Raw genomic sequence first — 25491 nt, forward strand, 5'->3', positions numbered from 1 at the left:
CCTGGTGGCGGGGGCTAGCGGTCCGCGCGGGTCACAGAGCGAGGTGTTTCAGGATCCGTGACCGGCGTTCCGCGCGGGTCAGAAGATGATGGTGGTGGTGCCGCGGACCGCGGCGATGCCGAACCTCGGAATGGACTTCGCGGATGATCTCGAACATGCCTCCGCCTTCCCTCGACGCGAGCCGGTAGTCCGACGGTAGGTCGCGGCCGGGTGACCCGATTCACCCGGCGCGGGTGAACCAGGTCACCCCGTGACCGGCTGCACGGACAATTGCTTGACGCCGGTCTGTGCACATCCGGTGGTGGGGTACGGAAGGAACACCGACCCCGTGTCGTTCGGTGGGTACACCCTGAACCCGGCGACCGCGGTGGGTCCGCACGTCTCGGCTGGATAGTTCTGCACCACCGTCGCGCGCACCGCAGCGGTAGCCCGCGCGCCCGGGGCCACCGTCACCGGATTCTCCGCCCCGCCGTCCCGGGCCGCCGCGGCCCCGACCTGCGGGCCGTCCGGTGCCGCCAGATACGACACCCCGGGATACCCGTGGAGGACGCAGGTGCGGCTGCCCGTGTTGGTGAACACGATCGGAATCTCCTGCGAGCCGGCCGCCCCGCTCGACTCGCCGAGCGTCACCTGCAGTTCGCCGATCAGGCAGCGGTCGGGGTGCGGTGCGGTGGTCTCGGACGACGACGACGGGGATGTGGATGTGGATGTGGATGGAGTGCCGGTGGTCGTGGGGGCCGCCGACGTCGTCGCAGTGCCGCCGGGTGACGGCTCGGCGGTCCCCGACTCGTCCGTCGATCCGCACGCCGAGGCGGTGAGTACGGCGGCGATCCCGAGCGCTCCGAGAAGGGTGCGTGCCGGTGACGGTGTGCGCATGGATCGCTCCTCCTGCTGAACGTGCGGCCTACGTCGATGGTCCGCGATCGTCGTCGTCCCGGCATGTGGTTCCGCGAGATCGCAATCGCCCCGTGCCGGGCGACGGCGGTCGTAGGCTGCGGGGCGCAGGGGGATCCGCCTTCTACTGGAGGGTGACCGATGAGCGAGGTTCTGGACCGCACCGCGATCTACATCGACGGATCCTGGGTCGAGTCGCAGGGAACGGGTCGTATCGACGTGGTGAACCCGGCCACCGGGCGGCTTCGCCGCCCGTGCGCCTTTCTGGTTGCTCCAGCTACCAGAAAGGCGCACGGGTGCGGAGCGCAATTGGCCTCACACTGAACCGAATCCGTGACTCTCGGCCCATGCGGTCTTACTCTCGAACCGAGGGGTGGACAGCGGAGATGAGGAGAACGCAATGGATCTCGGTCTGAGCGGCAAGCGGGCCGTCGTCACCGGCGGCAGCCGGGGCATCGGTTTCGCGATCGCGCGCAGCCTCGCGTCGGAGGGGGTCGACGTGGTGCTCGCGGCCAGGGGCGCCGAGGCGCTGGAACTGGCGGCGAAGACGCTGTCGCAGGAGACCGGGCGTCGGGTGATCGGGGTACCGACCGACACCGGCGACGACGACTCGGTGCGCGCCCTCGTGCAGCGGACGGTGGACGAATTCGGCGGCGTCGACATTCTCGTGAACGCCGCGGCCACACCGTGGAGCGCGGGCAAGCCGAGCGATTTCGCGTCCACCACCGACGATGTGGTGCGCGAGGAATTCGAGATCAAGGTGCTCGGCTATCTGCGGACCGCCCGCGCGGTGGCACCTCACCTCGTCGAGCAGGGGTGGGGACGGATCATCAATATCAGCGGGCTCGGTGCACGGCAGGCCAACTCCATCGCGCAGACCGTCCGGAACGTCGGTGTGTCGGCGCTGACGAAGAACCTCGCCGACGAACTCGGACCGCACGGCGTCAACGTCACGGTGGTTCATCCGGGACTGACGCGGACGGAACGCCTCGTCGACCGCTTGGCGAAGCAAGCCGAGGACGAGAGGGTGCCGGTGGCCGAACTGGAGTCGCGGCTGGCCACCAATTCGATCCACCGGCTGATCGACGCGAGCGAGGTCGCGGACGTCGTCACGTTCCTGGCGTCACCGCGCAGTGTCGCCATCACCGGCGACGCGGTGGCCGTCGGCGGGGGCGCTCCGGGCGCCGTCTATTACTGAGCGGTGACTTCCCGGGCGGCGCGCTCCCCGGAGCGGACGGCCCCGTCGACCCAGCCGCACATCACGGACGAACTCTCGGTTCCGGCCCAGTGAATGCGACCGCAGGGCTCGCGGAGGGTGTGACCGAACTGGGTGAGCACTCCCGTCGGCGCATGACTGAGCATGCCGCCGCCGGAGTAGCGCTCGACGCTCCAGTTCTGCTCGATGTAATCGACGGGGGAGGCCGCCTTGCTTCCGAACCTGGCGGTCAATTCCCCGAGCACCGCCGACTTCCGCTCCGCCACCGACAGTCTCCCCATCCTGCGGGCGACGGGACCCTCGACGATCACGCACAGCACACCGGGACGTCCCGTGTCCGTACTGGCGTCGATGGTGATCGTGGCGGGGGATTCCGGTGCCGCCGACTGTCCGGACAATCCGTCGGCGCGCCAGAAGGGTTCGTCGTAGAGGACGGCAATCTTGCTGACGGCGCCGCTCGGCATCCGCTGGTGCAGGAACGACCGGTCCATCGGAAGCAGCGGTTCGTAGAGGATGTGGCTCGCGATCGCGAGGGGTACCGCGACGATCACTCTGCGGGCCCGCACCGCCATGTCCGCGGAGCGGACGGTCACGCCGTCGTCGTCCTGCACGATGTCCCGGACGGGTTGCGACAGATGCAGTGAGTCGCCGATCTCGGCGGCCATCGGCCGGTACACGGCGCCCATTCCGCCGACCGGCCGCGCGTCCTCGGCCGCATCCTTCACGCCGAGAACGAAACTCGGACCTCCGCCGGATGCCATCTGATACAGGACGAACAACATCGACACCTCCGACGCCGCGGACGTGTAGCAGCCGGCGATGGCGGTCTCGAGAAGGTCGTGGGCGGGCTTGGACGCGGTGTTGTCGCTGAGCCATTTCGCGAGGCTGATCGAGTCCCACTTGGCGGCCTTCTTCGCCTCCCACGGTGCGTCCAGGGGGATCGTCTTGCACATCTCACCGAGTTCGACGAAGACGGCACCGAGGTTCGCGGCGGCCCAGGGACTCATCGTCCACGGGATGGTGCCCTTGTACCGGTACTGCTTGCCGCCGACGACCATCATCGCTTCGCCGTCGGTGTACTGCTTGTAACTCTTGACGCCGAATTCGTCCATCAGGGCGTAGATCCGGTCCTGCCCCGGTCCGATCCACGCACCACCCCGATCGATCCACGAGCCGTCGTCGCGGATCTCGGTGAACGTGCGCCCGCCGATCCGGTTCCGCGCCTCCATCAGCGCGACCGAATGTCCGGCCTGCTTCACGCGCAGTGCCGCGGTCAGCCCCGCGAAACCTGCGCCGACGACGCAACAGTCGACCTCGATGTCTGCCATGACAAATCCCCTCGCGCTCGCCCGGGAACGAAACCGCCGCGCACAGAATGTATCCATCCTGACGCGCGGCGAGTCGTGCGGTCAAGAGCGTCCCGCCTGAGAGGACTTGTCAACCTCGGGCGGTTGACAAGTACTCACGGGTGGGGACGAGGGGAAACACCTGCTCGGCGATGCGCTCGAGTTCCTCGTGTGCGGGGGAGCACTGGATGAGCAGCAGGGTGAGACCGGCGTCCTGGTAGGCGCGGATCTTCTCGGCGACCTGTTCCGGTGTGCCGACGAGGTCGGGCCGCAGTCCGCGGGTGCCGACCGAGTATTCGCGCCGCGACAGTTCGACGTCGAGTTCGGAGTTCTGCACGAACTCCTCGAACGAGGCGTAGCCGGGCGAGTGGGGATCGACGGTGGTGATGCGCTCGAGTTCGGCGCGGGCCTCGGCTTCGGTGTCGCGCACGATGACGTACGTGGACATGCCGAATTCGGCCATGTCCCGCTGGTGGATTCGCTGCGACCGCGCGTTCATGTCCGCGATCTTCGTGCGCACCTCGTCGACGGTGCCGCCGTGCAGGACGTACGAGTCGGCGAAGGTCGCGATCGACTCGCGGCCGCTCTCGCTCTCGCCGCCCGCGAAGACCGGGGGGTGGATTCCGGGTTTCGGCGACAGGACCGAGTCGCGCACGGTGAAGTGCGCACCCTCGTAGCTGAACGGGGTGTGTTCCCACAACCCGCGGAGGACGTCGACGAATTCGGTGGCCTGCCGGTACCGCTCGTCGTGCCGGGTGAAGGCGCCGCCGTACTGCCGCGCCTCCTCCTCCCACCACGCGGCGACGACGTTGAGCGCGAACCGCGCGGCACCGGCGTCGGTCGTGCCGGCGATGTCGGTGATCGTCGCGGACTCCTTCGCGGTGACCGCGGGCAGGTGGAATCCGGGGCGCACCGCCGTCATCACCCGAAGCTGTTCGGTGACCGCGAGGATCGCCGACGACAGCGACCACGCCTCGAGGCTGGGCGCGTCGACGCCCTTGCGGTCGTTGAGATAGAGCTCGGGCACGAGGGTGGTGTGGTAGCCGAGCCGGTCGGCCAGTTGCGAGAGCTTTTTGACGTAATCCCAGGTGGCGGGCATTCCCTCGTCGCCGAGGTTGCGCAGGAAGCCGCCGTAGATGGGGGTCCAGTAACCGAAATGCATGTCATTCCTCCGTGATGGCGTCGAGCGACGCACGCAGATCGTCGACGAGGTCGTCCAGGTTCTCCAGCCCGATCGACAGTCGGACGGTGCGGTAACCGAATCCGGCGTCGCGGAGTTGCGCGTCGTCGAGATGGCTGTGCGTGGTGGTCGCGGGGTGCACGACCAGCGACCGGGCGTCGCCGATGTTGGCGACGATGGCGAACAGTTGCAGCGAGTCGACGAACTTCGCGACCCGCGAGTCGTCGACGGCGAGATCGAAGGAGAACACCGAACCGGCGCCCCGGGGCAGGTACCGCTGGGCGGCGTCGTGCCACCGGTTGTCCGGCAGGCCGGGGTAATTCACCCGGGCGACCGCGGGATGACCGTCGAGGAACCGTGCGATCGCCAGCGCCGAGCCGACCTGCCGTTCGAGCCGCAGGTCCAGCGTCTCCAGACCCTGAAGCAGCTGAAACGAATTGAACGGAGACAGCGCGGGACCGAGGTCGTGGACGATCTTCGTCTTCGCGTAGACCAGGTAGGCGCTCCGGTCGCGACCGAACTCATCCCACAGCACGAGGTCGCCGATCCGCGGGTAGGGCTCGGTGAACTGGGTCCACCGCTGCGGTTCCGCGCCGAAGTCGAACGTGCCGAGGTCGACGATCACGCCGCCGAGCGACGTGCCGTGCCCACCGATGAACTTGGTGGCCGAATACACGGCGATGTCGGCGCCGAAGTCCTTCGGGCGGAGCAGGTACGGGGTGGCGATCGTGTTGTCGACGATCAGCGGGACCCCCGCCTCGTGCGCGATGTCGGCCACCGCTCGAACGTCGAGGACGGAGGCGACGGGGTTGCCGATCGTCTCGGCGAAGAACGCCCGGGTCTCGGGGCGCGCCGCCGCACGCCAGCCGTCGAGGTCGTCCTGATCGACGAGTGTGACCTCGATCCCGAAGTCGGCGAAGGTGTCGGTGAGAAGGTCGACCGTCCCCCCGTACAACTGCCGTGCCGCGACGATGTGCTGTCCGGACTTGGCGAGCGTGAGGAGTGCGACCGCGACGGCGGACTGCCCGGAACCCGTGGCGAGCGCCGCGACACCGCCGTCGAGGTCGGCGAGGCGCTGCTCGAAGACGGCCTGGGTGGGATTTCCTGTGCGGCTGTAGAGGTTTCCCTTCCTTCGCAGGGAGAAGATGTCCCGCGCCTGGTCGAAGCTGCCGAAGTCGTAGGCAACCGATTGGTAGATCGGGGGGATCGCGGTGTTCTGCGCTGTTCCGGGTTGATAGCCGGTGCGGACCTGCCGGGTCGCAAACCCTGTGGTCTCGGGCATCGGTGTGCCTGTCCCTTCGTCGAACCGTCTGGGTTGATATGTCTGGCGCAATGGCAGAGCAAAACGAATATGTTCGGAACAAAACACGAAGTGCGCCGAGAAGGCACGTGTTTTGTTCTGCTCGAGCTTTAGTCTTGTTCCAGCTCGCCTGGGTGGGTCAGGGTGACGCAGTCAATTCCTGCGAACTAGCACCCGAATGAGGTAATCAGTGGACATCGACTGGCTGGAACCCGAAGCGACCACACGAGGCTCGGTGATCGTCATCGTCGGCCGCGGCGAGCGGGCTTCCGTGTACCGCCGGTTCGCCCGCCGGATCGCGTTCGACGGGTACCGCGTCGCGGTGGTGGAGAACGATCCCGCGGCGGTCGGCGGGGTGATCGCCGATGCCGATGCCGAACTCCCGATCGTCGTGGCCGGGTCGGACAGTGGTGCCCTGACCGCCCTCGACGTCGCCGTCGCACACCCCGCGGTCGCCGGGGTCGTGGCAGCCGGACTTCTCGTCGCCGGTGCCGACACCTTCTCGGGAGAGTGGGACGGCGAGCTCGAAATCCGCTCCGCCTGCCCGGTGCATCGCGGCGTCCTCTCCTCGGCCGACGCACTCGACCGGGGGACGCTCGGCGGCGAAACGGTGGTGGCGACGGCGGACTCGCTGGCCCGCGTGCGGGTCCCCGTCCTCGTCGTGCACGGGGCCGCCGACGTCCTGAGCCCGGCAGCGGACGTGCGCGCCGTCGCCTCCGCGTTGCCGGACGCTCGGGTCGTGGTGGTTCGCGAGGGACTCCACGACATCCTCAACGACGTGTCCCACCGGTCGGTTGCCGCCGAGATCGTGCAGTTTCTCGAGCGACTCCGCCTGCCCGGCACGCCGGACATCCTCCTCCGCGAACCGGACGGCGCGCTCGCGCACTGACCGTGTCGCGGGCGGGGCCGGGTGTGGTTGTCGATCGAAGGGGTGGAGATGTCAGCGGTGCTGGAGTCGGAGACGATCTCTCCGAAGTGGTTGCTCGAACGAGTGGAGGGCCGCACCGGGGAACTGGCCGATGCCGTCGCGGACCTCATCCGGTCGGGCGACCTCAGCCCCGGCGACCGCCTGCCGACCGTCCGCGCGCTCGCGAAATCGACGGATCTCAGTGTCGGTGCGATCGTCAGCGCCTGGGGCCGCCTGCAGGAACAAGGGTTCGTGCAGACCCGCCGGCGCGGCGGCACCGTCGTTCTTCCTCCCCTCGACAGCGTGCCCGAGCGCGGCATACCCGATTGGCGTGGCATCGACCTGGCGCAGAATGCCCCCGATCCGGCGCTGCAGCCGTCGCTGTCCGACGCCTTGTTGTCGAGTCTCGACGCGGAGACGCTCAATGTGTTCGGCCGGGAACTGATGACCGAGCGGTTGCGGAAGGCCGTCGCTCCGGGGTGGCCGTTCGAACCGGAGGCGTGGGCGACGGCGGGCGGCGGCACCGAGGCGTTGCTGCTGGCGGTGGAGGCGGCCGCGCCGCCCGGATCGATCGTGGCCGTCGACGAACCCCTCGGCCCCGGTGTTCTCGACACCCTCCGCGACCTGGGACTGGTGGCGTTCGGCGTCGGTGCGGATCGCGACGGTCCCCGGCCGGACGCTCTCGATGCGGCCCTGACCGCCGGTGCGGTGGCCTTCGTGTTCCAGCCTGGCGCGCCGTTCGCGGTGCACCATGCGGTCAGCGCAAGGCGCACAAGTGAACTCGCCGAGGTGCTGCGACGGCATCCGGCGGTGTGGGTCGTCGAGGACGACTCGATCGGCCCGCTCGAACCCGGACAACCTCCGACCGTCGGTGGCGAACTGCCGCTGCGCGTGGTTCGGATCCGCAGCTACTGCAAGGCATATGGGATCGACGTGCGGACCTCCGTTCTCGGCGGGTCGCGTGAACTGATCGAGAAGGCGATGAAGGTGCGCAGTCACGGAGTCGGCTCGAACAGCCGCATCCTGCAGAACACTCTCGCCCACCTGGTCGGCAGCGCCGACGCCGAACAGGCGGTCACGACCGCGCACGACCGCTACGCCACCAGGCGCGCATCGCTGCTCGCGGCCCTGACCGACCGCGGTATCGACGCGTTCGCCGGCCCGCACAGTCTCGTCGTATGGGTCGCGGTGTCGGACGAGACCGCGGCGCTCGTCGCGTTGGCGCGGCAGGGGATCTCGGTGGGGGCGGGCTCCCGCTCGTTCGTCGAGACACCGGCGCAGCCGCTGCTGCGCCTGTCGGCCACGCAGCTACCGGACGACGCGGGGCGGATCGGGCAGCTCGCCGACGTGGTCGCGTCGGCGGTCGCGGAGTCGTCGCGCGAGTTCTTCGACTGATCGGACTTTGTTCGACAGCGTTGCGGGACATACGAAATATGTTTTGAAGCATCGAGAATTTAATACTCTGCACGCGGCAATTTGCTCCATACACTTCAACGCGGCGTGCCGAGGCAGGTGGCTGACGGCGGACGACGAAGGAGCGACATCATGACGAGACGGCAACTGAAACTGGGTGCTGTCCTCACGCCCACCGGTGGGCCGGGGCACCCCTACACCTGGTTGGATCCGGAGATCGACGGTGACGCGAGCGTCGACATCGACTGGTACATCCGCTACGCGCGTCTGGCCGAGCAGGCGAAGTTCGACCTCGTGTTCATCGTCGACAGCCAGTTCATCACCCCCGATTCGCCCCCGCACTACCTCAACCGGCTCGAGCCGCTGACGCTGCTGTCCGCGCTGGCGGTGGCCACCGAGCACATCGGCCTCGTCGGCACACTGACCACGTCGTTCAACCAGCCGTTCAACCTCGCGCGGCGGTTCGCGTCCCTCGACCTGATCAGCCGCGGCCGCGCCGGCTGGAACGTAGTCACCAGTGGCGACTCGGGGACGGCCGGAAACTACGGCCTCGAGGAGCATTACGACTACGCCACCCGCTACGGCCGGGCCCTCGAGCACGTCGAGGTCGTCAAAGCGCTGTGGGACTCCTACGAGGACGACGCGTTTCCGCGCGACCGCGAGGCCCGCCGCTTCCTCGACGCGGACAAGCTGCACACCCTCGATCACCGGGGTGAGCACTTCTCGGTGGTGGGACCGCTCAACATCGAGAGGTCGCGGCAGGGGCAGCCGGTGATCTTCCAGGCCGGCGACTCCGACCAAGGCCGTGACCTCGGAGCGCGGATCGCCGACGGGATCTTCACGCACGCGCCCACTTTCGAGGCCGGCGCCGCGTTCTACGCGGACATCAAGTCGCGGGCCGCCGCCCAGGGCCGCGACCCGGAGGACATCGTGATCCTGCCCGGGGTGACGGTCACGGTGGGCGACACCGACGCCGACGCACGCGAAATCGAACGGGCAACGCAACTCGCGGACAACGACTTCGGCAAGTCGCTCCGCGAACTGGGCCGCCCCTTCGGCTGGCACGACTTCCGGCAGTACGACCTCGACGCACCGTTCCCCACCGAGGCACTGAAGGACGCCGAGCGGAGCTTCTACACCCAGGCGAAGAAGATCGCGGACCTCGCCGCCGACCGGGGGCTGACCCTGCGGCAGACGGTCGAGGCGCTGAGCGCACCGAAGACGTCGCCGTTCACCGGCAGCGCCGAGACCGTCGCGAACGAACTGCAGCGCTGGCTGGACGGCCGCGCCCTCGACGGCATCAACATCCACATCGGTCACCCGGCCCAGTTCCGCCGCTTCGTCGACGAGGTGCTGCCGATCCTGCGTGAGCGCGGGGTCGTCCGGGAGGACTACGAGCAGAACACGTTGCGGGGCAACCTCGGCCTGCCGTTCGCGGAGAACCGCTACACCCGGGCACGGCGTGAGGGGACCGACCCCACCCCGCTGCCCGGCACCACCGCATCGCTGTCCGCGAGCGTCTGAATCACCACCCCTTTTGCATGGTCAGGAGCACCCAGTGAGCAAGAAGAGCCGGCGGATCGCCGGCGCCGTCATACTCGGAGTGATAGTAGGGCTCGTCGCCACCGCGTGCGGCGGTGGCAGCAGTTCGGACGGCGCCGAGGTCAAGTGGGCGTTCAGCCTCCCCACGTCGTGGGATCCGGTGACGAGCCGGACAGGAAACGACATCAACACGATCAGCCTCGCGTACGCGTCGCTGACCCGGCTCGACGCCGAGGGCAACGTCGAACCGTCACTCGCCGAGAGCTGGAAGTACAACGCCGACGGCACCGCGGTGACGTTCACGCTGCGTGACGGTCTCACGTTCTCCGACGGGACCACCCTCGACTCCCAGGCAGTGAAAGCGTTCTTCGACCGGGGCAAGACGCAGGACGATTCGTTCCTGCGCGATCAGCTCGCCGGCGTCACCGACGTCACGGCCGACAGCGCCACCGACGTCACACTGCACCTGAGCGACGCCGACTACCAGATTCCGTACCTCGTGGCCGGGCGCACCGGCGCGATCGCCAGCCCGACTGCGGCGGCCGACCCGCAGAAGCTCAGCGTGTGGCCGGTCGGGGCGGGCCCGTTCACGATCACCGATTTCGTCGCCGAGGATCACGCGTACTTCGAGAAGAACCCGAACTACTGGGACGCCGGCAACATCCACATCGACCACTTCGAACTCAGCGTCGCACCCGATCCGGCCACGCTCGTCGCCGGCGTCCAGTCCGGTTCCATCGACTTCGCGACGCTGCCCGCCCTGCAGTCCAAGGAAGCCGAGGCCGCCGGTCTCGACGTCACCGTGAAGCCGTCGCTGGCCGCGAACGACGTGTCCATCAACCTCAACAAGGCCCCATTCGACAACCCGAAGGTCGTCGAGGCGTTCCGCTACGCATTCGACCGTCAGGCGTTCGTCGACGTCGTCACGAACGGCCTGGGGAGCACGACGAGTCAGCCCTTCCCCGACGGGTACCTCGCCTTCAACCCGGAGATCGAGAAGATCTGGAACTACGACCCCGACAAGGCCTCTCGCCTTCTCGCGGAGGCGGGCTACGGGCCCGGACAGTTGTCGATCGAGATCACCGCGCAGTCCGCGGCCACCAACCGGGCGGAGCTGGTGCAGTCGCAGCTGAAGAAGATCGGCGTCGAGTCCACCATCAAGGTGGTCCCGCCGGGATCGTCGACGTGGCAGAGCGAGGTCTACCTTGCGAAGAATCCGCAGCTGGCGACGGACGGCACCATCGGACGTGAATCCCCGGTGCAGAACCTGCTCGCCGTCTACGGTCCGGAAGGCATCATGAACCTCAGCGGTCCGCACGCGTCGCCGGAGTTCACCGCCGCTCTCGACGCCGTGCGCCGCACGCCGCTCGAGGACCCGGAGTACAAGCCGCGGTTGTGGCAGGCCGTCAAGGTCGGCGTCGAGCAGTCGCCGACGAACTACCTCTTCAGTAATCCGTGGGTCATCGTGTCCAACCCGGACCTGAAGAACCTGAACATCCTGCCGTCCCAGGTTCGGTGGGAAGGCGTCACGGTCTCGTGACCACCGCAGACGTCCAGGCCGTAGGCACCGGGAGAACATTCGCTCTCCCGGTGCCCGCGGGTGCGCTCGGCACGGCGCTGCGGGTCGTGCTGAGCACCGTGCTGATCGTGGTACCGGTGTTCCTGTTCTCCACCCTGATCACCTTCCTGCTCGGAGCGGCCAGCGGACTCAACCCGGCCGCCGGGATCGCCGGCGACGCCGCGACACCGGAGACCATCGCCCGCATCGATGCCGAGTTCGGGCTGGACAAGCCGATCTGGCAGCAGTACGTCGACTGGATGTCGAGCATGCTGAGCGGCGACCTCGGCGTCTCGTGGTTCAGCAAGATCCCGGTCAGCGAGTTGATCGGCGAGCGACTCGCCGTCAGTGCCTCCATCGCGGGGGTCGCTCTGGTCATCGGACTCGTCCTCGGTGTCGGACTCGGGGTGCTCGCCGCCGTCTACAAGGGCAGCCCGCTCGACCGGCTGATCACCGCCTACACGTCGGTGGCCTCGACGCTGCCGCCGTTCGTCATCTCGATCGGACTGATCCTCGTCCTCAGCGTGGGGTTGCACTGGCTGCCGTCGGCCGGGTACGTCCCGCCGGACGAGAACTTCGGCCGCTGGCTGTCGCTGATCATCATGCCCGCCATCGCGTTGAGTATGGACGTCGTCGCCGACATCGCGCGGCAACTGCGCACCGGACTCGTTGCGGAGCTGGATCAGAACTACGTCACCGGCGCGGTGGTGCGCGGCATCAGCCCGTCCCGGATCCTGTTCGTGCACACACTGCGGAACGGCAGCGGCCCCGCGCTGTCGATCCTGGGCATGAAGATCCCCACCCTCATCGGCGGCGCCGTCGTGATGGAGACCATGTTCTCCATGCCCGGCTTCGGTCGACTCGCCGCCGACTCCGCACTGCGAGGGGACGTGCCCATCGTCCAGGGGACGCTCGTCGTGGCGATCGTGTTCGTGCTGTTCTGCAACATCGTCGTCAACATCGCGCAGAGCGTCTTGCAGCCGGCAACCAAGCGGAGAGACTGACATCCCATGCTCACAGCAATCCTGCGCTATCACTCCGCTCGCGCCGCGGTCATCGTCCTCGGGCTGATCCTGGTGCTCGCGGTCTTCGGGCCCGCGCTCGCCCCGTTCGACCCGCTCGAGCAGGACACGTCCGCAATCCTGCAGAGCCCGAGCGGAACTCACTTGCTCGGGACGGACAATGTCGGACGGGACGTGTTCAGCCGACTGCTGGCGGGATCGACCGTGTCGGTGCTGTCTGCGCTGCAGTGCGTCGTCGTCGGATTCCTCCTCGGCGTGATCCCGGGCTTCCTGTCGGTGTACCTCGGGCGCGGCGTGGAATGGTTCACGTTGCGGCTGATGGATGCGCTCATCACGCTGCCGTTCCTGGTCTTCGCCGTCGCGATGACCGCGCTGCTCGGAAACGGGCTCGCCCAGGCGATGTTCGCGGTCGGCATCCTCATCGCACCCGCCTTCTACCGCGTCACGCGCGCCGCGGCACTGACCGTCGCCAACTCCCAGTACGTCGAGGCAGCCGAATTGATGGGGGCCGACACGTCGTGGATCATCCGCCGCCACGCGGTACGCAAGGTGCTGCCGGCGGTCGGGGTGACGTTCGCGGCGATGACCGGGGCCAGCCTCGTCATCGTGTCGTCGCTGACGTTCCTCGGGATCGGCGTCGTGCCGCCGGACCCGACGTGGGGTGGTTTGCTCGCCAGCGGATTGCAGTACCTCTACCAGGTTCCGTTCGGGCCCGTCGTGCCCGCACTGTTGATCGTCGCGACCGTGTGGGCTCTCAACGCCATCGCCGACGCGCTGCGCGACGTAACCGGCCGACCCCGACGACACGCCCCGAGAAAGCAGGAGGTCACTTCGGATGTCCACTGACACATTGGATGCCACGACCGCAGCCGGAACCGCGGTCCGCGGCAGGCCGGTGCTCACCGTCAGCGATCTGCGCATCGCACTGGGCGACGGAACCGAACTGGTGCACGGCGTCGACTTCTCCCTCGCGCGCGGTGAAGCCCTCGGCATCGTCGGCGAATCGGGAAGCGGTAAGTCGCTGACCTGCCGTGCCATTCTCGGGATCCTGCCCGACGGACTCGACGTCACTGCCGGTTCGATCGACTTCGACGGCGTCGAACTCACCGACCTCGACCGCAAACGCTGGCGGCCGCTGCGGGGAACCCGCATCTCCGCGGTGTTCCAGGACCCGGCGTCCTACCTGAACCCGTCCATCCGCGTCGGGGAACAACTCGCCGAGGCCCTCCGGTCCACGCTCGGGCTGTCCCGCGCGGACGCGAAACGTCGCGGCGTAGAACTGTTCCGGAAGATGGGGCTGAACGACGCCGACACCGTGTACCGCCAGTACCCGCACGAACTGTCCGGGGGCATGCTGCAGCGGGTGCTCATCGCGATCGCGGTGTCCGCGGAACCCGAACTCCTCATCGCCGACGAGGCGACCACCGCGCTGGATGTCACGGTTCAGGCCGAGGTGCTCGACCTCCTCGAGGATCTGCGCGAAGAGCTGGGCCTCGCCCTCGTCCTCGTCTCGCACGACCTCGCGGTGGTGGCCCAGGTCTGCGACAGTGTGATCGTGATGCGGGACGGCGCCGTCGTCGAATCCGGGCGTGCGGACCACCTGCTCACCGCGCCCCGGCACGAATACACCCGCCAACTCGTCGACAACCATCGGGAATACGGGCTCGAGTCGTTCACCGGAAAGGAGACGGCCCGTGTCTGATTCGTTGCTGCGCATGACCGATGTCCGGGTGGAACGTGGGCAGCGCGGCGCCCGCAAGCAGATCCTGCACGGCATCGACCTGACCGTCGATGCCGGCGAGAAGGTGGGACTGATCGGCGAAAGCGGCTCCGGGAAAACGACACTGGCCCGGACGATACTCGGTCTTATCACTCCGACATCCGGGTCGGTCGAGATCCGCGGGCAGCGTGTCGACGACCTGTCCACCGCGCAGCGCAGGGCGCACCGGCGCACCGGGACGGTGCAGTACGTGTTCCAGGATCCGCTGCTGAGCCTCGACCCGGACATTCCGGTGGGCGAGTCGATCGCCGAGGGGCTGCTCGTGCGGGGCGGAGTCGACCGCGGCGTCGTGCGGTCACGCGTCGCGGCGGTCCTGGGTAGCGTCGGACTCGACGCCGACATCGCGGTGCGGCTTCCCGCCGAGTTGTCGGGTGGGCAACGCCAGCGCATCGCGATCGCGAGGGCGCTGGTCCTCGATCCGGCGCTGTTGCTGCTCGACGAGCCGGTCAGCGCCCTCGACTCGGTCAACCGCATCCAGATCCTGAAACTGCTCACCGAGCTCGGGCACTCGCGGCAACTCGCTCAGCTGTTCATCTCACACGACCTGGGGGCGGTCGCAGCGCTGGTCGACCGGATCGTCGTGCTCTACCGCGGCAACATCGTCGAGGACGGTCCCACCCACCAGGTGATCTCCGATCCGCAACACCCATACACCGCGCTCCTCGTCGGATCGGCGCCCACGTTGACCGGTGGGGCGGTAACCCGGGAGCGGCGCCGGGAGTTGAGGCTCCGCCTCCCGTGAGTACTTGTCAACCACGGGCGGTTGACAAGTACTCAGGGGGCCGAAGGCACACTGGTAAACACGCGAGAGGTGATGGAGCGATGAAGGTAACGGTAGTGGCGGGCAATCCCAAGCCCGGTTCGCGGACGCTGGACGCGGCGGGCCTGGTGGCGACCGCGGTCGCGGGGGTGGCCGCGGATTCCACGGTCGACGTGATCGAGCTCGAGGCGGGTCTGCTCGGGTGGGGTGACGAGAATGTCGCGGCGGCCGTGGAGACGGTGGCGTCGTCGGATCTCGTCGTCTTCGCAAGCCCGACGTTCAAGGCGTCGTACACGGGTGTGCTGAAGCTGTTCCTCGACCAGTTCGCCACCGGAGACGGGCTGAAGGACGTCGTGGTGGTGCCGGTGATGCTCGGCGCGGGCCCGGCCCACGCCATGGCGCCCGACCTGCTGCTCAAGCCGGTCCTCGTGGAACTCGGCGCGACAGCCCCGGCCCCCGGCCTCTACCTGATCGACACCACCTACACCACCGACACCCGCATCGCCGACTACGCCCAGCGCTGGGGTGCGATCCTCACCGCGGCGGCCCGGACCCGAACGGAACTTTCATGACACAGGCAGACGGCACGCTGGACCAGACTTCGCTTCGAGAGGCGTTCGGACATTTCCCGAGCGGTGTCGTCGCCGTCTGCGCCGAAGTCGACGGTGAGCGGGTCGGGATGGCGGCGAGCACGTTCGTGCCCGTGTCCCTCGAGCCCCCACTGGTCGCGTTCTGCGTACAGAACACGTCCACGACGTGGCCGAAGCTCGCGGACCTGGCGCATGTCGGCATCAGCGTTCTCGGCGAGGCGCACGACGCCGCCGCCCGGGTGCTGGCCGCGAAGACCGGTGACCGGTTCGCGGGGCTCGACACCGAGACCACTCAGGGCGGCGCACTGTTCATCGACGGCGCGTCTGTGTGGCTCGACACCACCGTCACCCAGCAGGTGCCCGCGGGCGATCACGCCATCGTGGTCCTGCGGATCAACGAGCTGAGGGTGCAGTCCGAAATCGAGCCGATCGTCTTCCACCGCAGCCGGTTCCGCTGGCTCCGCACCGCCGCGTCGTAAACCCGGTGACCACGGAACTGACGTCGCCGGCGACGACCGACGTCGTCCACCCTCTGGACGACGCAATTCGGGAATCCTTGCGCGGCGAGCACGCGCATTTCGCCCGGTGGTCGGGCCGGGTGGCGGGGTATCACCCGGACGTCGCGCCGCACGTCGGACACCCGGACACCCTGGTGGACGAGGACTGGGCGGATCTGGCGGCGCTGCTCGGCCCGTCGGCGACGGCCGCGGTCCGCGGATTCGGACACCCCCCGCCGCCGGGCTGGGAAGTCCTGGATTCCTTCGGGCTGGTCCAGATGGACGGCACCGCGCTGGACGTCGCACCGGACCAGGACGCCGAAGTCCTCGGCGCGGACGATGTTCCGGAGATCCTGAATCTGATCGGTCGCACCCGGCCCGGACCGTACCTTCCGCGGACCATCGAGATGGGGACCTACGTCGGGTTTCGGGTCGACGGCGAACTCGTCGCCATGGCGGGAGAGCGGTTGCATCCGCCCGGCTGGACCGAGATCAGCGCGGTCTGCACCGACGAGCGTTTCCGGGGCCGCGGATTCGGCACCAGGCTCGTCCGCGCCGTCGGCGCCGGTATCCGCGCACGCGGGGAAACGCCGTTCCTGCACGCCGCGCAGTCGAACACGACGGCGATCCGCCTGTACGAGAGTCTCGGCTTCACCCTCCGCCGGCAGTCCGCCCTCACCGTCGTCCGGACACCCGCGTAGGCGGCTCCGCCGCGGCTGCGCGTGGTTAACGAGTCCTTGCACTCGTCAACCACTCACGGGAAGCGAAGCGCCCTCGAAGCGTCGACTCCGCGTACTCGCGCCGGAAGATTCCCTTCGCGCGGAGCAGACGAGCCGGTGGCCGAAGCCGCCCGCGTTGCGGAGCAGTTCGGACACCGAGTACCGGCTCTCGAGTGCCAGTCCCCGAGCGAGGGGCCGACGACGAATCGGGTCAACGGGATGATGGCGGCCATCGGCACCAGGAACGGCAGTGACCGGCCGAGATTTACCACCCAGCCGGCGACTGCGTTGACCGCGGAGTTGGGAAACAGCCCGCGGGGGAGCGGTGTTGTGCAGGATGACCGCCAGCGGAATGCCCCGGAACAGAAGGAACACACCGCGATGATCCAGACGGTGATCACACGGGCGACGTTACGGCCGCTGCGGTGGGGCCGTACAGCCGTCCCCGCAGCGTGAGCGGAAGGCCGTGCCATTCGAACCTTCTCGGGCAGAACAGAATCAGACTGAGCGCAACGCTCGTCTCGCGAACGATGCTCGGGGAGGGTAACGGCTGTCGCGGAAAGGGGAACCGTCATGAGCCGTCATACCGTCGTGGGACTGCACCTCGACGCCGCCGTCGTCCCACACGTGCTCGATCCGACGGATCCGGCGCGGCGAGAGGAGTTCGGGCGCAGCATCGACGAGGCGGGAATCGACTTCGTCGTTCTCGGCGGTGACCGCCCGGCCGCGGGGCACGTCACGATCGATGCGACCGTGGCCGCCACCGTCCTGGCCCGTCACACGACGTCGGTGAGTCTGGTGGCGGCCAGTGCTCCCGTCCGCGATCACCCGTTCAATCTCGCGCGCCGGCTCGGTTCGCTCGACCACGGATCCCATGGCAGGGTCGGATGGTTGATCGGCTCGGACCCGCTGTCCGCCGCGGTCGATGCCGTGTGGGTGGTCCGGAAGTTGTGGGAGAGCTGGCCCGGCGACAGCATCGTCGACGACGCCGAGCACGGCATCTTCGCGGAATCCGAGCGGATCGTCTACATCGACCATGCCGGTACGTTCTCCGTGTCGGGACCGCTGAACGTTCCCGAGCCACCGCAACGCAAACTGCCCGTGTTCTGGCGGCCCGGGAACGAGGCCGAACTGGTGGCGGCGCGGCGCACGGCGGACGCCGTGATCCTCGCGGAGGAGGACGCGGTGCGCCGGTACCGGACGCACTTCGACCCGGACGCGGCCCGCGACCAGGTGGTGCTACTCGACCTCGACCGGCCGATCCCGGCGTCGCTGCTGGGCGGGCCGCCCGACCCGGCGACGTTCTCGGGTTCCCTCGGATTCCGCGAGTCCGTGGTCGGCCTGGCACGGGAGCGGAATCTGACCGTCGTCCAGCTCCTGCGCGAGCTGGACGGTGGTGGCGGGCACCGTGCCGTGATCGGCACCCCGCACCAGGTGGCCGACACCATCGAGGCATGGTTCCGTGCCGAGGCGGCAGACGGATTCAACCTGATGCCCGACGCTTTGCCGTCCGGACTCGACACCTTCGTGGACGAGGTAGTGCCCCTGCTCCGTAAACGGGGGCTGTTCCGGCACGACTACGCGGAGAAGACGCTGCGCGAGCGTTTCGCGGTGCCGCTTCCCGAGCATTCCGCCGCGCGGTCGGCCTGATGTCGTTCGGACGGTGAGGAGGCGTCGTGAGTTCACCGCGTTCGGGGTCGCAGGCGGTGGAACGGGCGATCGCGGTCCTCGCCTGCTTCGAGGGCGGTGCCGCCGACCTGACCCTCAGCGCACTCGCCGCCCGCACGGGATTGGCGGTCAGCACCGCGTATCGCATCGTGCAGGCCCTCGTCCGCGGTGGACTGCTCGAACGTGACGAACGGACCGACTGCTATCGGGTGGGGCCGAGCCTGATCTCGCTGGCACTGCCGTCGCTCGGGCGAATCGACGCCGAATCGTTCGCTCCGCACCTGTATTCACTCGCGGCGCGTCTGCGGCTGACAGCCAGTCTCGGGGTCGCGAAGGACGACGTCGCGGTCACCGTGTTCTCGGCGCGCCCACCCGAACGGTTCTGCACGCATCAGCTGCCCGGGGCACGGCAACCGCTGCAGAGCAGCGCGATGGGGATGGCGATTCTGGCGTTCGGGACGGCGTTCGCACGCGGGGGTGGTGCGGTGACGACGCGCTCGGACCTCGAGCGGGTCCGGCAGGTGGGCTACGCCGCGACACTGTCGGAGAATCGGGAGGTGCGCGCGATTGCGGTGCCCGTTCTCGACGCCGACGGACGGTCCCGCGGCGCGCTGGGTGTCCAGGCGCTCCGCCGCCGACTCACCGATGATCTGGTCCGGGAGATCGTGCCTCCGATGCGGGGCGTCGCGGCACGGATCGGTGCGGGAGCAGGTTCGGCGTTCCCCGTGTTCCGGTAGGGAAAAACTCAGGGTGAACCTTTTTCGCATTGTGAAAAGTAGGTTGTAGCAACGTGGTTCGGGATCCGATGATGATCGCGACATATCGAGTTCAGACCGACACCAGGAGTATTCATGACAGTCACCACCGCCGCGCCCGCCGAGTCGGACCGCACCGCCGACACTGCGCTCGAGGTTCGTCCCGTCGCCGGGCACATCGGCGCCGAGATCTCCGGAATCGACCTCCGGAAAGAACTGGGCGACAACGAGGTAGCGCAGGTACGCGATGCACTGCACCGTTTCAAGGTCCTGTTCTTCCGCGACCAGGAGATCGGGCACGCCGAACAGATTGCATTCTCGCGGAGGTTCGGTGACGTGACGCCGTCGCATCCGTACGACGACGAAGCACCCGAGGGTTTTCCGCAGATCCTCGCCGTCGACAGCCGCAAGTACGAGAAGCGCTTCGGGCGCAAGAAGTACAGCTACGACAACAAGTGGCACACGGACGTCACCGCCCTGATCAACCCGCCGGCCGGCACGATCCTGCGCGCGCACATCGTCCCCGAGCAGGGCGGCGACACCCAGTGGACGAACCTCGTCGCCGCGTACGAGGGTCTGCCGGACTCACTGAAGGGCTTCGTCGACGGTCTCCGCGCCGAGCACCGGTTCGGCGGCCGGCACCCGCAGTGGGCCGAGGACAGTAGCTACGCCCAGAAGACGCGAGAGAACCCGCTCGTCACCGAACACCCGGTGGTCCGTGTGCACCCGGTGACGGGGGAGCGGGCACTGTTCGTGACACCCGGCTTCACCGCCAGGATCGTCGGGGTCTCGCCGTCCCAGAGCGACCGTCTGCTGGACCTGCTGTTCGCCGAGGTGACGAACCCGGCCTACACGGTGCGTTTCCGCTGGGCGCCGGGCAGCCTCGCGTTCTGGGACAACCGCGCCACTGCCCACCTCGCGCCCACCGACCTCGACCACCTCGACGTCACCCGGGTGCTCTACCGCACCACCCTCGAGGGCGACGTCCCCGTCGGCCCCGACGGCAAGGAGTCCACGTCCATCGCCGGTGCCGCGTTCCGCGGCGAGAAGTAGGCGGCTCCGCGCCCGTGAGAGGTTAGGGATTCTCCGGACTCGCTGACCACTCACAGGCTGTGCAGGGCCCGACGGACTGCATCGGCGAAGGTCGTGGAGTCGTGGATCAGCCACCCGTGCCCGCCGGTCACGGTGAGGACGGGCGGATTGCGCAGTGCCTTCCGCAGCGATTCGAAGCTGGCGGGGGGAATCATCCGGTCGCCGCGACCCCAGACGAGGGACACCGGGAGTCCGCGGTCGGCGAGGACGCCGAGTTCGTGGCGCAGGTCTGCCCGTCTCGCCAGGTGCGCGATGCGCCAGACCGCGCCCGGATCCCGCACCGTGTTGGGCAGGAAACCGTTGAACAGCGACGCCGCCGTGTGGGCGAGGGAGCGGATCGACAGCGCCTCACCCAGCATCGACGCGCCCCAGTCCCACAGCGGTCGCTCCTCGATGGGCCGGGTTCCCCAGCCGTCGGGCGACCAGGCGCCGCCGCCGACGGAGTTGACGAGAACCAGGCGTGCGACCCGGTCCGGAAGGTCGTGGGCGGCCTGAATGGCGACGCCCCCGCCGAAGGAGTGGCCGACGAGGGTGACCGGTTCGTCGATCCCCTCGTCGTCGAGGAACCGTCCCAGCCAGGCCGCGTAGCCGGCGAAGTTCCGGGACTCGGGTGGATGGTCCGGGGTTCCGCCGAACCCGGGAAGCGTCGGGGTGAGGACGCGGTGCCCCTGCTGGGTGAGCATCGACAGGCTGCGGCCGTACACCCGCGGGGTGAGTCCCCAACCGTGGAGGAAGACGACCGGCGAACCGTGCCCGACGACGGTGAGCGCTGGGACGTCCGGGCTTGCGGGTTCCCCGAAGATCTCGGGTTCTGAATTCTGGGTGAGTGACACGCACACAGCGTGGACGACGCGCATGCCGTCGGGAACGGGCCGAATTGCCCGAAGGCATACCTGTTTCTTATATTTGATGACTGACCGGTCGGTTCGATATCCGATCGTTATATACCTGGATTGCGAAAATAGGTATGTATATGGGCCATTCGGCCGTTGTCCGCTGAGTCCGTAACCGAGATGTTATCTAACGTCTCGTCCGAAGGGCACGATGCCGCCGGACATCGAATGAATCGAAGGACTCACCTCAATGGCCAAGCATAGATTGCGTCGGGGCAATCGTCTGCAGTTTTCGACCGGCGGTCTTCTGATCGCCGCCGGTGTGGGAGCGGGAGCGTTCTTGCTTCCTGTTGCTCCCGCTGCAGCGGAGCCGATCACGATCCCAGGGATTGGGACGTTCGAGGTACCGGGTGTACCGCCGGTACCGCCAGTGCCGTCGGCACCGAACCCGGGACCCCTCCCGGGTCCCCTTCCGGGACCGCTGCCGGCGCCGCCGGCGATGCCGTCCACCCACGGTGCGCAGGCTCTCGCGGCCGCGGAGTCGAAGATCGGCTCGCCCTACGTCTGGGGTGCGACCGGTCCGAATGCCTTCGACTGCTCGGGGCTCGTCCAGTGGGCGTACAAGCAGGCAGGCGTCTCGCTGCCACGTACCACCTACGACCAGGTGAACGGCGGATCGCCCGTGGACAAGGGAAGCCTGCAGCCCGGCGACCTCGTCCTGTTCAACGGAGCGGAACATGTCGGGCTCTACGCCGGACACGGCACGGTCGTTCACGCGTCGACCGCCGGACAGCCGGTGAAGGAAGCACCACTCGATTCGATGCCGTTCTACGCGGCGCGCCGATACTGAGGCGGCTTCGCCGCCCGTGCGCCTTTCTGGTAGTCAGCGCTACCAAAAAGGCGCACGGGGCGCGGAGCGCCCTACGAGTTCCGGATCAGATCCGACGCCCGCTCACCGATGAGGACGCAGGGTGCGTGGGTGTGCCCGCGGATGATGGCGGGCATGATCGACGCGTCCGCGACTCTCAGGTTGTCGACCCCACGCACTTTCAGGTCGGGGGTGACGACGCTGGCGTCGTCGGTGCCCATTCGGCACGTTCCGACCGGGTGGTAGAGCGTGTGCGCGTTCTCTTCGAGCGCGCGGTCGAGAATCTCGTCGAGGGGAGTGCTCGGCTCGACGGCCGGTCGAATCAGGTTGCCGAGCTTCGACTTCAGTGCCGGCGCCGACGCGAAAGCGTCGCACTGCCGCAGCCCCTCGATCATCGCCCGCCGGTCCTCCCCGTCGCTGTCGCTGAGGTAGCGGGGATCGATGATCGGTTTGGCGAGGGGATCGGCCGATCGCAGTGAGATCTCCCCGTTGCTCCGCGGTTTGAGGAGGATGGTACCGAGCACCGCGGCGTGACTGGTCGCCGGGATGAGTCCCTCGTCGAAGAACGGCGCGGGGCCGAAGATCATCTCCAGGTCGGGCAGCGTCAGATCGTCCCGACTGCGGGTGAAGCCGTACGCCTCACCGACATTCGAGGTGAGCATGCCGCGGCGTCGGGTCAGGTAGTTGAGCAGTTCGGGGATCTTCTCCGCCGCGTACAGCGAGTCCGAGTCGACGCTGTAGCCGAGGAACGACACCAGGTGATCGAGCAGGTTCTTCCCGACCTCCGGCCGGTGCTGCTGCACCGCGATGCCGTGCTGCCGCAGTTGCTGTTCGTCGCCGATGCCCGACAGCATGAGGAGTTGCGGGGTGTTGATGGCCCCGCCGGCGAGGATCACTTCCTTCGCGGCGCGCACTGTGTGCCGGGCGCTGTCCTTCTCGTATTCGACGCCGACCGCGGCGGAGCCCTCGAAGAGGACGCGGGTGGCCTGGGCGCCGGTGAGGACGGTCAGGTTCTTGCGTTTGAGGGCGGGCCGGAGGTACGCGTCGGCGGTGCTCCACCGGGCTCCCCGCTTCTGGGTGACCATGGTCTGCGAGAAGCCCTCGGGCCGACTCGTGTTCGCTCGCTCGACGGGGTACCCGACCTCTCCCGCAGCGTCGAGGAACGACCCGGTCAGCGCCCGGGGGCTCCGCTGGTGCGAGACGACGATCGGACCGCCGGTGCCGCTGTCGCCGGCGGCCGCGTCCTGCACGTTCTCGATGCGGCGGAAGTATTTGACCACTTCCTTGAACGACCAGGAGTCGTCGGTGAGTTCGGCCCATTCGTCGTAGTCGGCGGCGAATCCGCGCACCCACATCATGGCGTTCATCGACGACGAGCCGCCGAGCATCTTGCCGCGCGGCCAGTAGATCTTGCGGCCGCCGAGTCCGGGTTGCGGCTCCGTCAGGTAGTCCCAATCCGACGCACTGCGGAACAGTTTCGAGAATGCCGCGGGAATGTGCGCGAACTTGTCCTTGTCCTCACCCCCGGCCTCGAGGACGACGACCTGGCTGCCGGAGTCGGCGCTGAGCCGATCGGCGAGTACCGCGCCCGCCGAACCCGACCCCACGATCACGTAGTCGGCCACTGACAGTTCCTGATTCATCGGTCATCTCCACTTCGACGGGGGGAGGGATCGGGGACGCACTGCCCTCATCCGCGCAGCGCGGACGCGAAGATCGCCGGGAGCCGGGTCCACGAGGGTGCACCGGCAAATCCTGTCAGCAATCGGCCCGTCGTGGCAGCGGTTCGGTTGGTCACGAACCACGGGGGTTTGGGGGAGATGGACATCTCGCGGTTGAGGATCGACCGCGGCGACGGACGGAACGGGCCGCGGACGACGGTGCGCTCCGGCCGGTCGATGAGCAGCGCGTTGTGGACCACGCCGATGCCGCTCTGGACGTCGTTCAGGGTGTGACCGGGGAAGGCGCCCCACGTGGCGGTGGCGGTGAGGTACCCGACCCCGGTCCACGCGTTGACCGCGATGGTCCCGTACCGGAGGCTCTCGAGCAGCGAGTCGAACTCGGCGCCCATCGCCTGGATGGTCTTCGGCGCGGCGACGATGTTGACGCCGAGGGTGCCGATGAAGTCCTCGTTCACGAGGTCGGCGGCGTGTTCCGCGAACGCGGAGCCGCCGTGCGGCAGGTCGATCACACCGAGCACCGGTGCGAAGTATTCGGTCTGCAGCAGGGGCGCGTAGTCGCCGGGTTCGAGATCGGTGACCAGGAGGCGTCCGCCGTTCCGGCCGAGGTGCGCCGCGGTGGGGAACGAGGCGGTGGCGCCGGCGACCCGGGCATCGCTGCCGGGGTAGTACGCGGCGCGTTCCGGCGCCCGGTCCAGGGCCTCCCGCAACGCCGCCACGAATTCGTCGCGCTGCTTCCACTCGGCCGACACGACGACGGCCTGTGCGGCGACACAGTTGTAGCCGCCGTTGTGGAGTCGTTGCGTCGCAATATGTTCGGCCTGGAATTTGATGTCGGCACTGCTCCAGTCGCCGGGCAGGACGATGGTGGGGGAGACGCCCCCGAGTTCGCTGGAGATGGCCTTGCCGAGAATGGGCTCGTTCGCCGTCTTGCGACGCGCACCCTCGTCGCCGGTCCCGAACACGATCGCGTCGTGTGTGAGGGCGCTGCCGGTCATGTGCACGTGGTCGACGAGGTCGTGGTGCACCAGATACGTCCCGACCTCGGCGCCGCCGGTGAGCAACCGGACCGCGCCGATCGCGACGAGTGGTTCCAGGACCCGTGCCAGGACGGGCAGCAGGCGGTCGGTGACGGGATTGAGCTTGAGGGCGACGACGCGGTTGTGCGCGAACAGTTCGTACAGGGTGTCGAGTGGGGCGATCGAGGTGATGTTGCCGGCCCCCAGCACCACGCCGATGCCCTGGGTCCGCGACGGGTCGCGCTGGGCGAGGCCGGCGTCGCGCTGTGCCGTCGCACGATCGATTCCCGGTTGCAGCCACACGTCCGCGCTGAATCCGTTGAGGAGCAGCTTGTCGAAGATGTTCAGGGGCAGCACCTTGACGGTGGTGCGACCACCGGGCGCCGTGCCGAACGCGGCGCCCTCCAGGGGACTTTGCCCCGCTTCGAGTTTCGCGAGGCTGGCCGACAGCGCTGCGGTGCCGGTGGCCAGCGGGTACGGTCCGGACATCCATTCTTCGCCGACCAGCGGCGACTTCGGGTCCAGCCCCTTGATCGCGACCGCGGCGTCGACCCAGTCGGCCGCGTGCTGCACGGTGAGGTCGTGCACCTTGTCGAGGAGTTTGCGGCGGTCGGCGAGGGAGAGGCCGGCCCACGTCTTCTCCCCCTCGGACAGGGCGGCGAGGGCCGCGTCGACGTCCGGGTACAACGAGGTGGCGCCGGGGGTGTTGGAGGTGGCCTCGGGTTCTGTAGTGCTCACGGTGGACAGCTCCGCTCGGGTCGGGTCGAATGCAGGTAGGACTGCGCCACGGAACGAGACGAACACTGTGGCGTAGAACACTGATTCTCGTCCTGTTCCGTGCGCCCACGCCATA

The 25491-nt window shown here is 68.2% G+C and carries 24 protein-coding genes; 17 read left to right on the top strand and 7 right to left on the bottom strand.

All coding sequences use genetic code 11. The annotated features are described in order from the left end of the window. Window positions 1-243: 243 nt before the first annotated feature. Complete coding sequence (locus H0B43_RS28000; protein ID WP_185724949.1) at window positions 244-876, bottom strand: DUF4232 domain-containing protein; 633 nt, start codon at window positions 874-876, stop codon at window positions 244-246. Between the two features lie 159 nt (window positions 877-1035). Here H0B43_RS28000 and H0B43_RS28005 point away from each other — a divergent pair, with 159 nt between their 5' ends. Further along, window positions 1036-1218 carry a hypothetical protein gene (locus H0B43_RS28005; RefSeq protein WP_185730158.1) on the top strand — a complete coding sequence of 61 codons (183 nt, stop codon included), beginning with the start codon at window positions 1036-1038 and terminating at the stop codon, window positions 1216-1218. Window positions 1219-1294: 76 nt separating this feature from the next. Continuing rightward, window positions 1295-2092: an SDR family NAD(P)-dependent oxidoreductase gene (locus tag H0B43_RS28010; RefSeq protein ID WP_185724948.1), complete on the top strand. Its 798-nt coding sequence runs from the start codon at window positions 1295-1297 to the stop codon at window positions 2090-2092. Here H0B43_RS28010 and H0B43_RS28015 read toward each other — a convergent pair. The 3 genes from H0B43_RS28015 to H0B43_RS28025 form a co-directional block, all read right to left on the bottom strand. Further along, on the bottom strand, window positions 2086-3438 hold the full coding sequence (locus tag H0B43_RS28015; protein ID WP_185724947.1) for an FAD-dependent oxidoreductase: 1353 nt from the start codon (window positions 3436-3438) through the stop codon (window positions 2086-2088). The genes H0B43_RS28010 and H0B43_RS28015 overlap by 7 nt on opposite strands. 109 nt (window positions 3439-3547) lie before the next feature. Then, on the bottom strand, window positions 3548-4618 hold the full coding sequence (locus H0B43_RS28020; RefSeq protein ID WP_185724946.1) for an LLM class flavin-dependent oxidoreductase: 1071 nt from the start codon (window positions 4616-4618) through the stop codon (window positions 3548-3550). 1 nt (window position 4619) lies between these two features. After that, window positions 4620-5918, bottom strand: a complete 1299-nt coding sequence (locus H0B43_RS28025; RefSeq protein ID WP_185724945.1) for an O-acetylhomoserine aminocarboxypropyltransferase/cysteine synthase family protein — start codon at window positions 5916-5918, stop codon at window positions 4620-4622. 208 nt (window positions 5919-6126) lie between these two features. Between H0B43_RS28025 and H0B43_RS28030 the strand changes: the two genes are divergently transcribed. The 14 genes from H0B43_RS28030 to H0B43_RS28095 all read left to right on the top strand — a co-directional run bounded on the left by H0B43_RS28030 (window position 6127) and on the right by H0B43_RS28095 (window position 20200). After that, entirely contained in the window at window positions 6127-6825 is a 699-nt protein-coding gene (locus tag H0B43_RS28030; RefSeq protein ID WP_185724944.1) for an alpha/beta hydrolase, read from the top strand. Between the two features lie 48 nt (window positions 6826-6873). Continuing rightward, the gene (locus H0B43_RS28035; protein WP_185724943.1) at window positions 6874-8238 is read left to right on the top strand and encodes an aminotransferase class I/II-fold pyridoxal phosphate-dependent enzyme; all 1365 of its coding nucleotides are present in this window, start codon (window positions 6874-6876) and stop codon (window positions 8236-8238) included. A gap of 150 nt (window positions 8239-8388) precedes the next feature. After that, entirely contained in the window at window positions 8389-9780 is a 1392-nt protein-coding gene (locus H0B43_RS28040; protein ID WP_185724942.1) for an LLM class flavin-dependent oxidoreductase, read from the top strand. A 34-nt stretch (window positions 9781-9814) separates the two neighbouring features. Continuing rightward, complete coding sequence (locus tag H0B43_RS28045) at window positions 9815-11338, top strand: ABC transporter substrate-binding protein (RefSeq protein ID WP_185724941.1); 1524 nt, start codon at window positions 9815-9817, stop codon at window positions 11336-11338. Beyond that, a complete protein-coding gene (locus tag H0B43_RS28050) occupies window positions 11335-12360 on the top strand; it encodes an ABC transporter permease (protein ID WP_185724940.1) in 1026 nt (341 codons plus the stop codon). The genes H0B43_RS28045 and H0B43_RS28050 overlap by 4 nt, the downstream gene beginning before the upstream one ends. A gap of 6 nt (window positions 12361-12366) precedes the next feature. Next, on the top strand, window positions 12367-13224 hold the full coding sequence (locus H0B43_RS28055; RefSeq protein WP_185724939.1) for an ABC transporter permease: 858 nt from the start codon (window positions 12367-12369) through the stop codon (window positions 13222-13224). Beyond that, entirely contained in the window at window positions 13214-14080 is an 867-nt protein-coding gene (locus H0B43_RS28060; protein ID WP_185724938.1) for an ABC transporter ATP-binding protein, read from the top strand. Before H0B43_RS28055 ends, H0B43_RS28060 begins: the two co-directional genes overlap by 11 nt. Beyond that, window positions 14073-14900 (top strand): ATP-binding cassette domain-containing protein, encoded by an 828-nt coding sequence (locus H0B43_RS28065; protein WP_185724937.1) that lies wholly within the window; start codon window positions 14073-14075, stop codon window positions 14898-14900. Before H0B43_RS28060 ends, H0B43_RS28065 begins: the two co-directional genes overlap by 8 nt. A gap of 80 nt (window positions 14901-14980) precedes the next feature. Next, complete coding sequence (locus H0B43_RS28070) at window positions 14981-15490, top strand: NADPH-dependent FMN reductase (RefSeq protein WP_185724936.1); 510 nt, start codon at window positions 14981-14983, stop codon at window positions 15488-15490. Next, a complete protein-coding gene (locus H0B43_RS28075) occupies window positions 15487-15987 on the top strand; it encodes a flavin reductase family protein (RefSeq protein ID WP_185724935.1) in 501 nt (166 codons plus the stop codon). The genes H0B43_RS28070 and H0B43_RS28075 overlap by 4 nt, the downstream gene beginning before the upstream one ends. Window positions 15988-15992: 5 nt before the next feature. Next, the gene (locus tag H0B43_RS28080) at window positions 15993-16706 is read left to right on the top strand and encodes a GNAT family N-acetyltransferase (protein WP_185724934.1); all 714 of its coding nucleotides are present in this window, start codon (window positions 15993-15995) and stop codon (window positions 16704-16706) included. Window positions 16707-17297: 591 nt separating this feature from the next. Continuing rightward, window positions 17298-18374 carry an LLM class flavin-dependent oxidoreductase gene (locus H0B43_RS28085; protein ID WP_185724933.1) on the top strand — a complete coding sequence of 359 codons (1077 nt, stop codon included), beginning with the start codon at window positions 17298-17300 and terminating at the stop codon, window positions 18372-18374. 26 nt (window positions 18375-18400) lie between these two features. Then, window positions 18401-19129 carry an IclR family transcriptional regulator gene (locus H0B43_RS42915; protein ID WP_185724932.1) on the top strand — a complete coding sequence of 243 codons (729 nt, stop codon included), beginning with the start codon at window positions 18401-18403 and terminating at the stop codon, window positions 19127-19129. Between the two features lie 114 nt (window positions 19130-19243). After that, window positions 19244-20200 (top strand): TauD/TfdA family dioxygenase, encoded by a 957-nt coding sequence (locus tag H0B43_RS28095; protein ID WP_185724931.1) that lies wholly within the window; start codon window positions 19244-19246, stop codon window positions 20198-20200. A gap of 50 nt (window positions 20201-20250) precedes the next feature. Here H0B43_RS28095 and H0B43_RS28100 read toward each other — a convergent pair whose 3' ends face one another. After that, entirely contained in the window at window positions 20251-21072 is an 822-nt protein-coding gene (locus H0B43_RS28100; RefSeq protein ID WP_185724930.1) for an alpha/beta fold hydrolase, read from the bottom strand. 250 nt (window positions 21073-21322) lie between these two features. Here H0B43_RS28100 and H0B43_RS28105 point away from each other — a divergent pair, with 250 nt between their 5' ends. Further along, window positions 21323-21922, top strand: coding sequence for a C40 family peptidase (locus tag H0B43_RS28105; protein ID WP_185724929.1), 600 nt, complete (start codon window positions 21323-21325; stop codon window positions 21920-21922). Window positions 21923-21993: 71 nt separating this feature from the next. Here H0B43_RS28105 and H0B43_RS28110 read toward each other — a convergent pair whose 3' ends face one another. Beyond that, window positions 21994-23583, bottom strand: a complete 1590-nt coding sequence (locus tag H0B43_RS28110) for a GMC family oxidoreductase (RefSeq protein ID WP_185724928.1) — start codon at window positions 23581-23583, stop codon at window positions 21994-21996. Between the two features lie 47 nt (window positions 23584-23630). Next, complete coding sequence (locus tag H0B43_RS28115; RefSeq protein ID WP_185729772.1) at window positions 23631-25325, bottom strand: aldehyde dehydrogenase family protein; 1695 nt, start codon at window positions 25323-25325, stop codon at window positions 23631-23633. Between the last annotated feature and the right edge of the window lie 166 nt (window positions 25326-25491).

It is taken from the genome of Rhodococcus sp. 4CII (assembly GCF_014256275.1).
GTDB lineage: Bacteria > Actinomycetota > Actinomycetes > Mycobacteriales > Mycobacteriaceae > Rhodococcus_F > Rhodococcus_F wratislaviensis_A.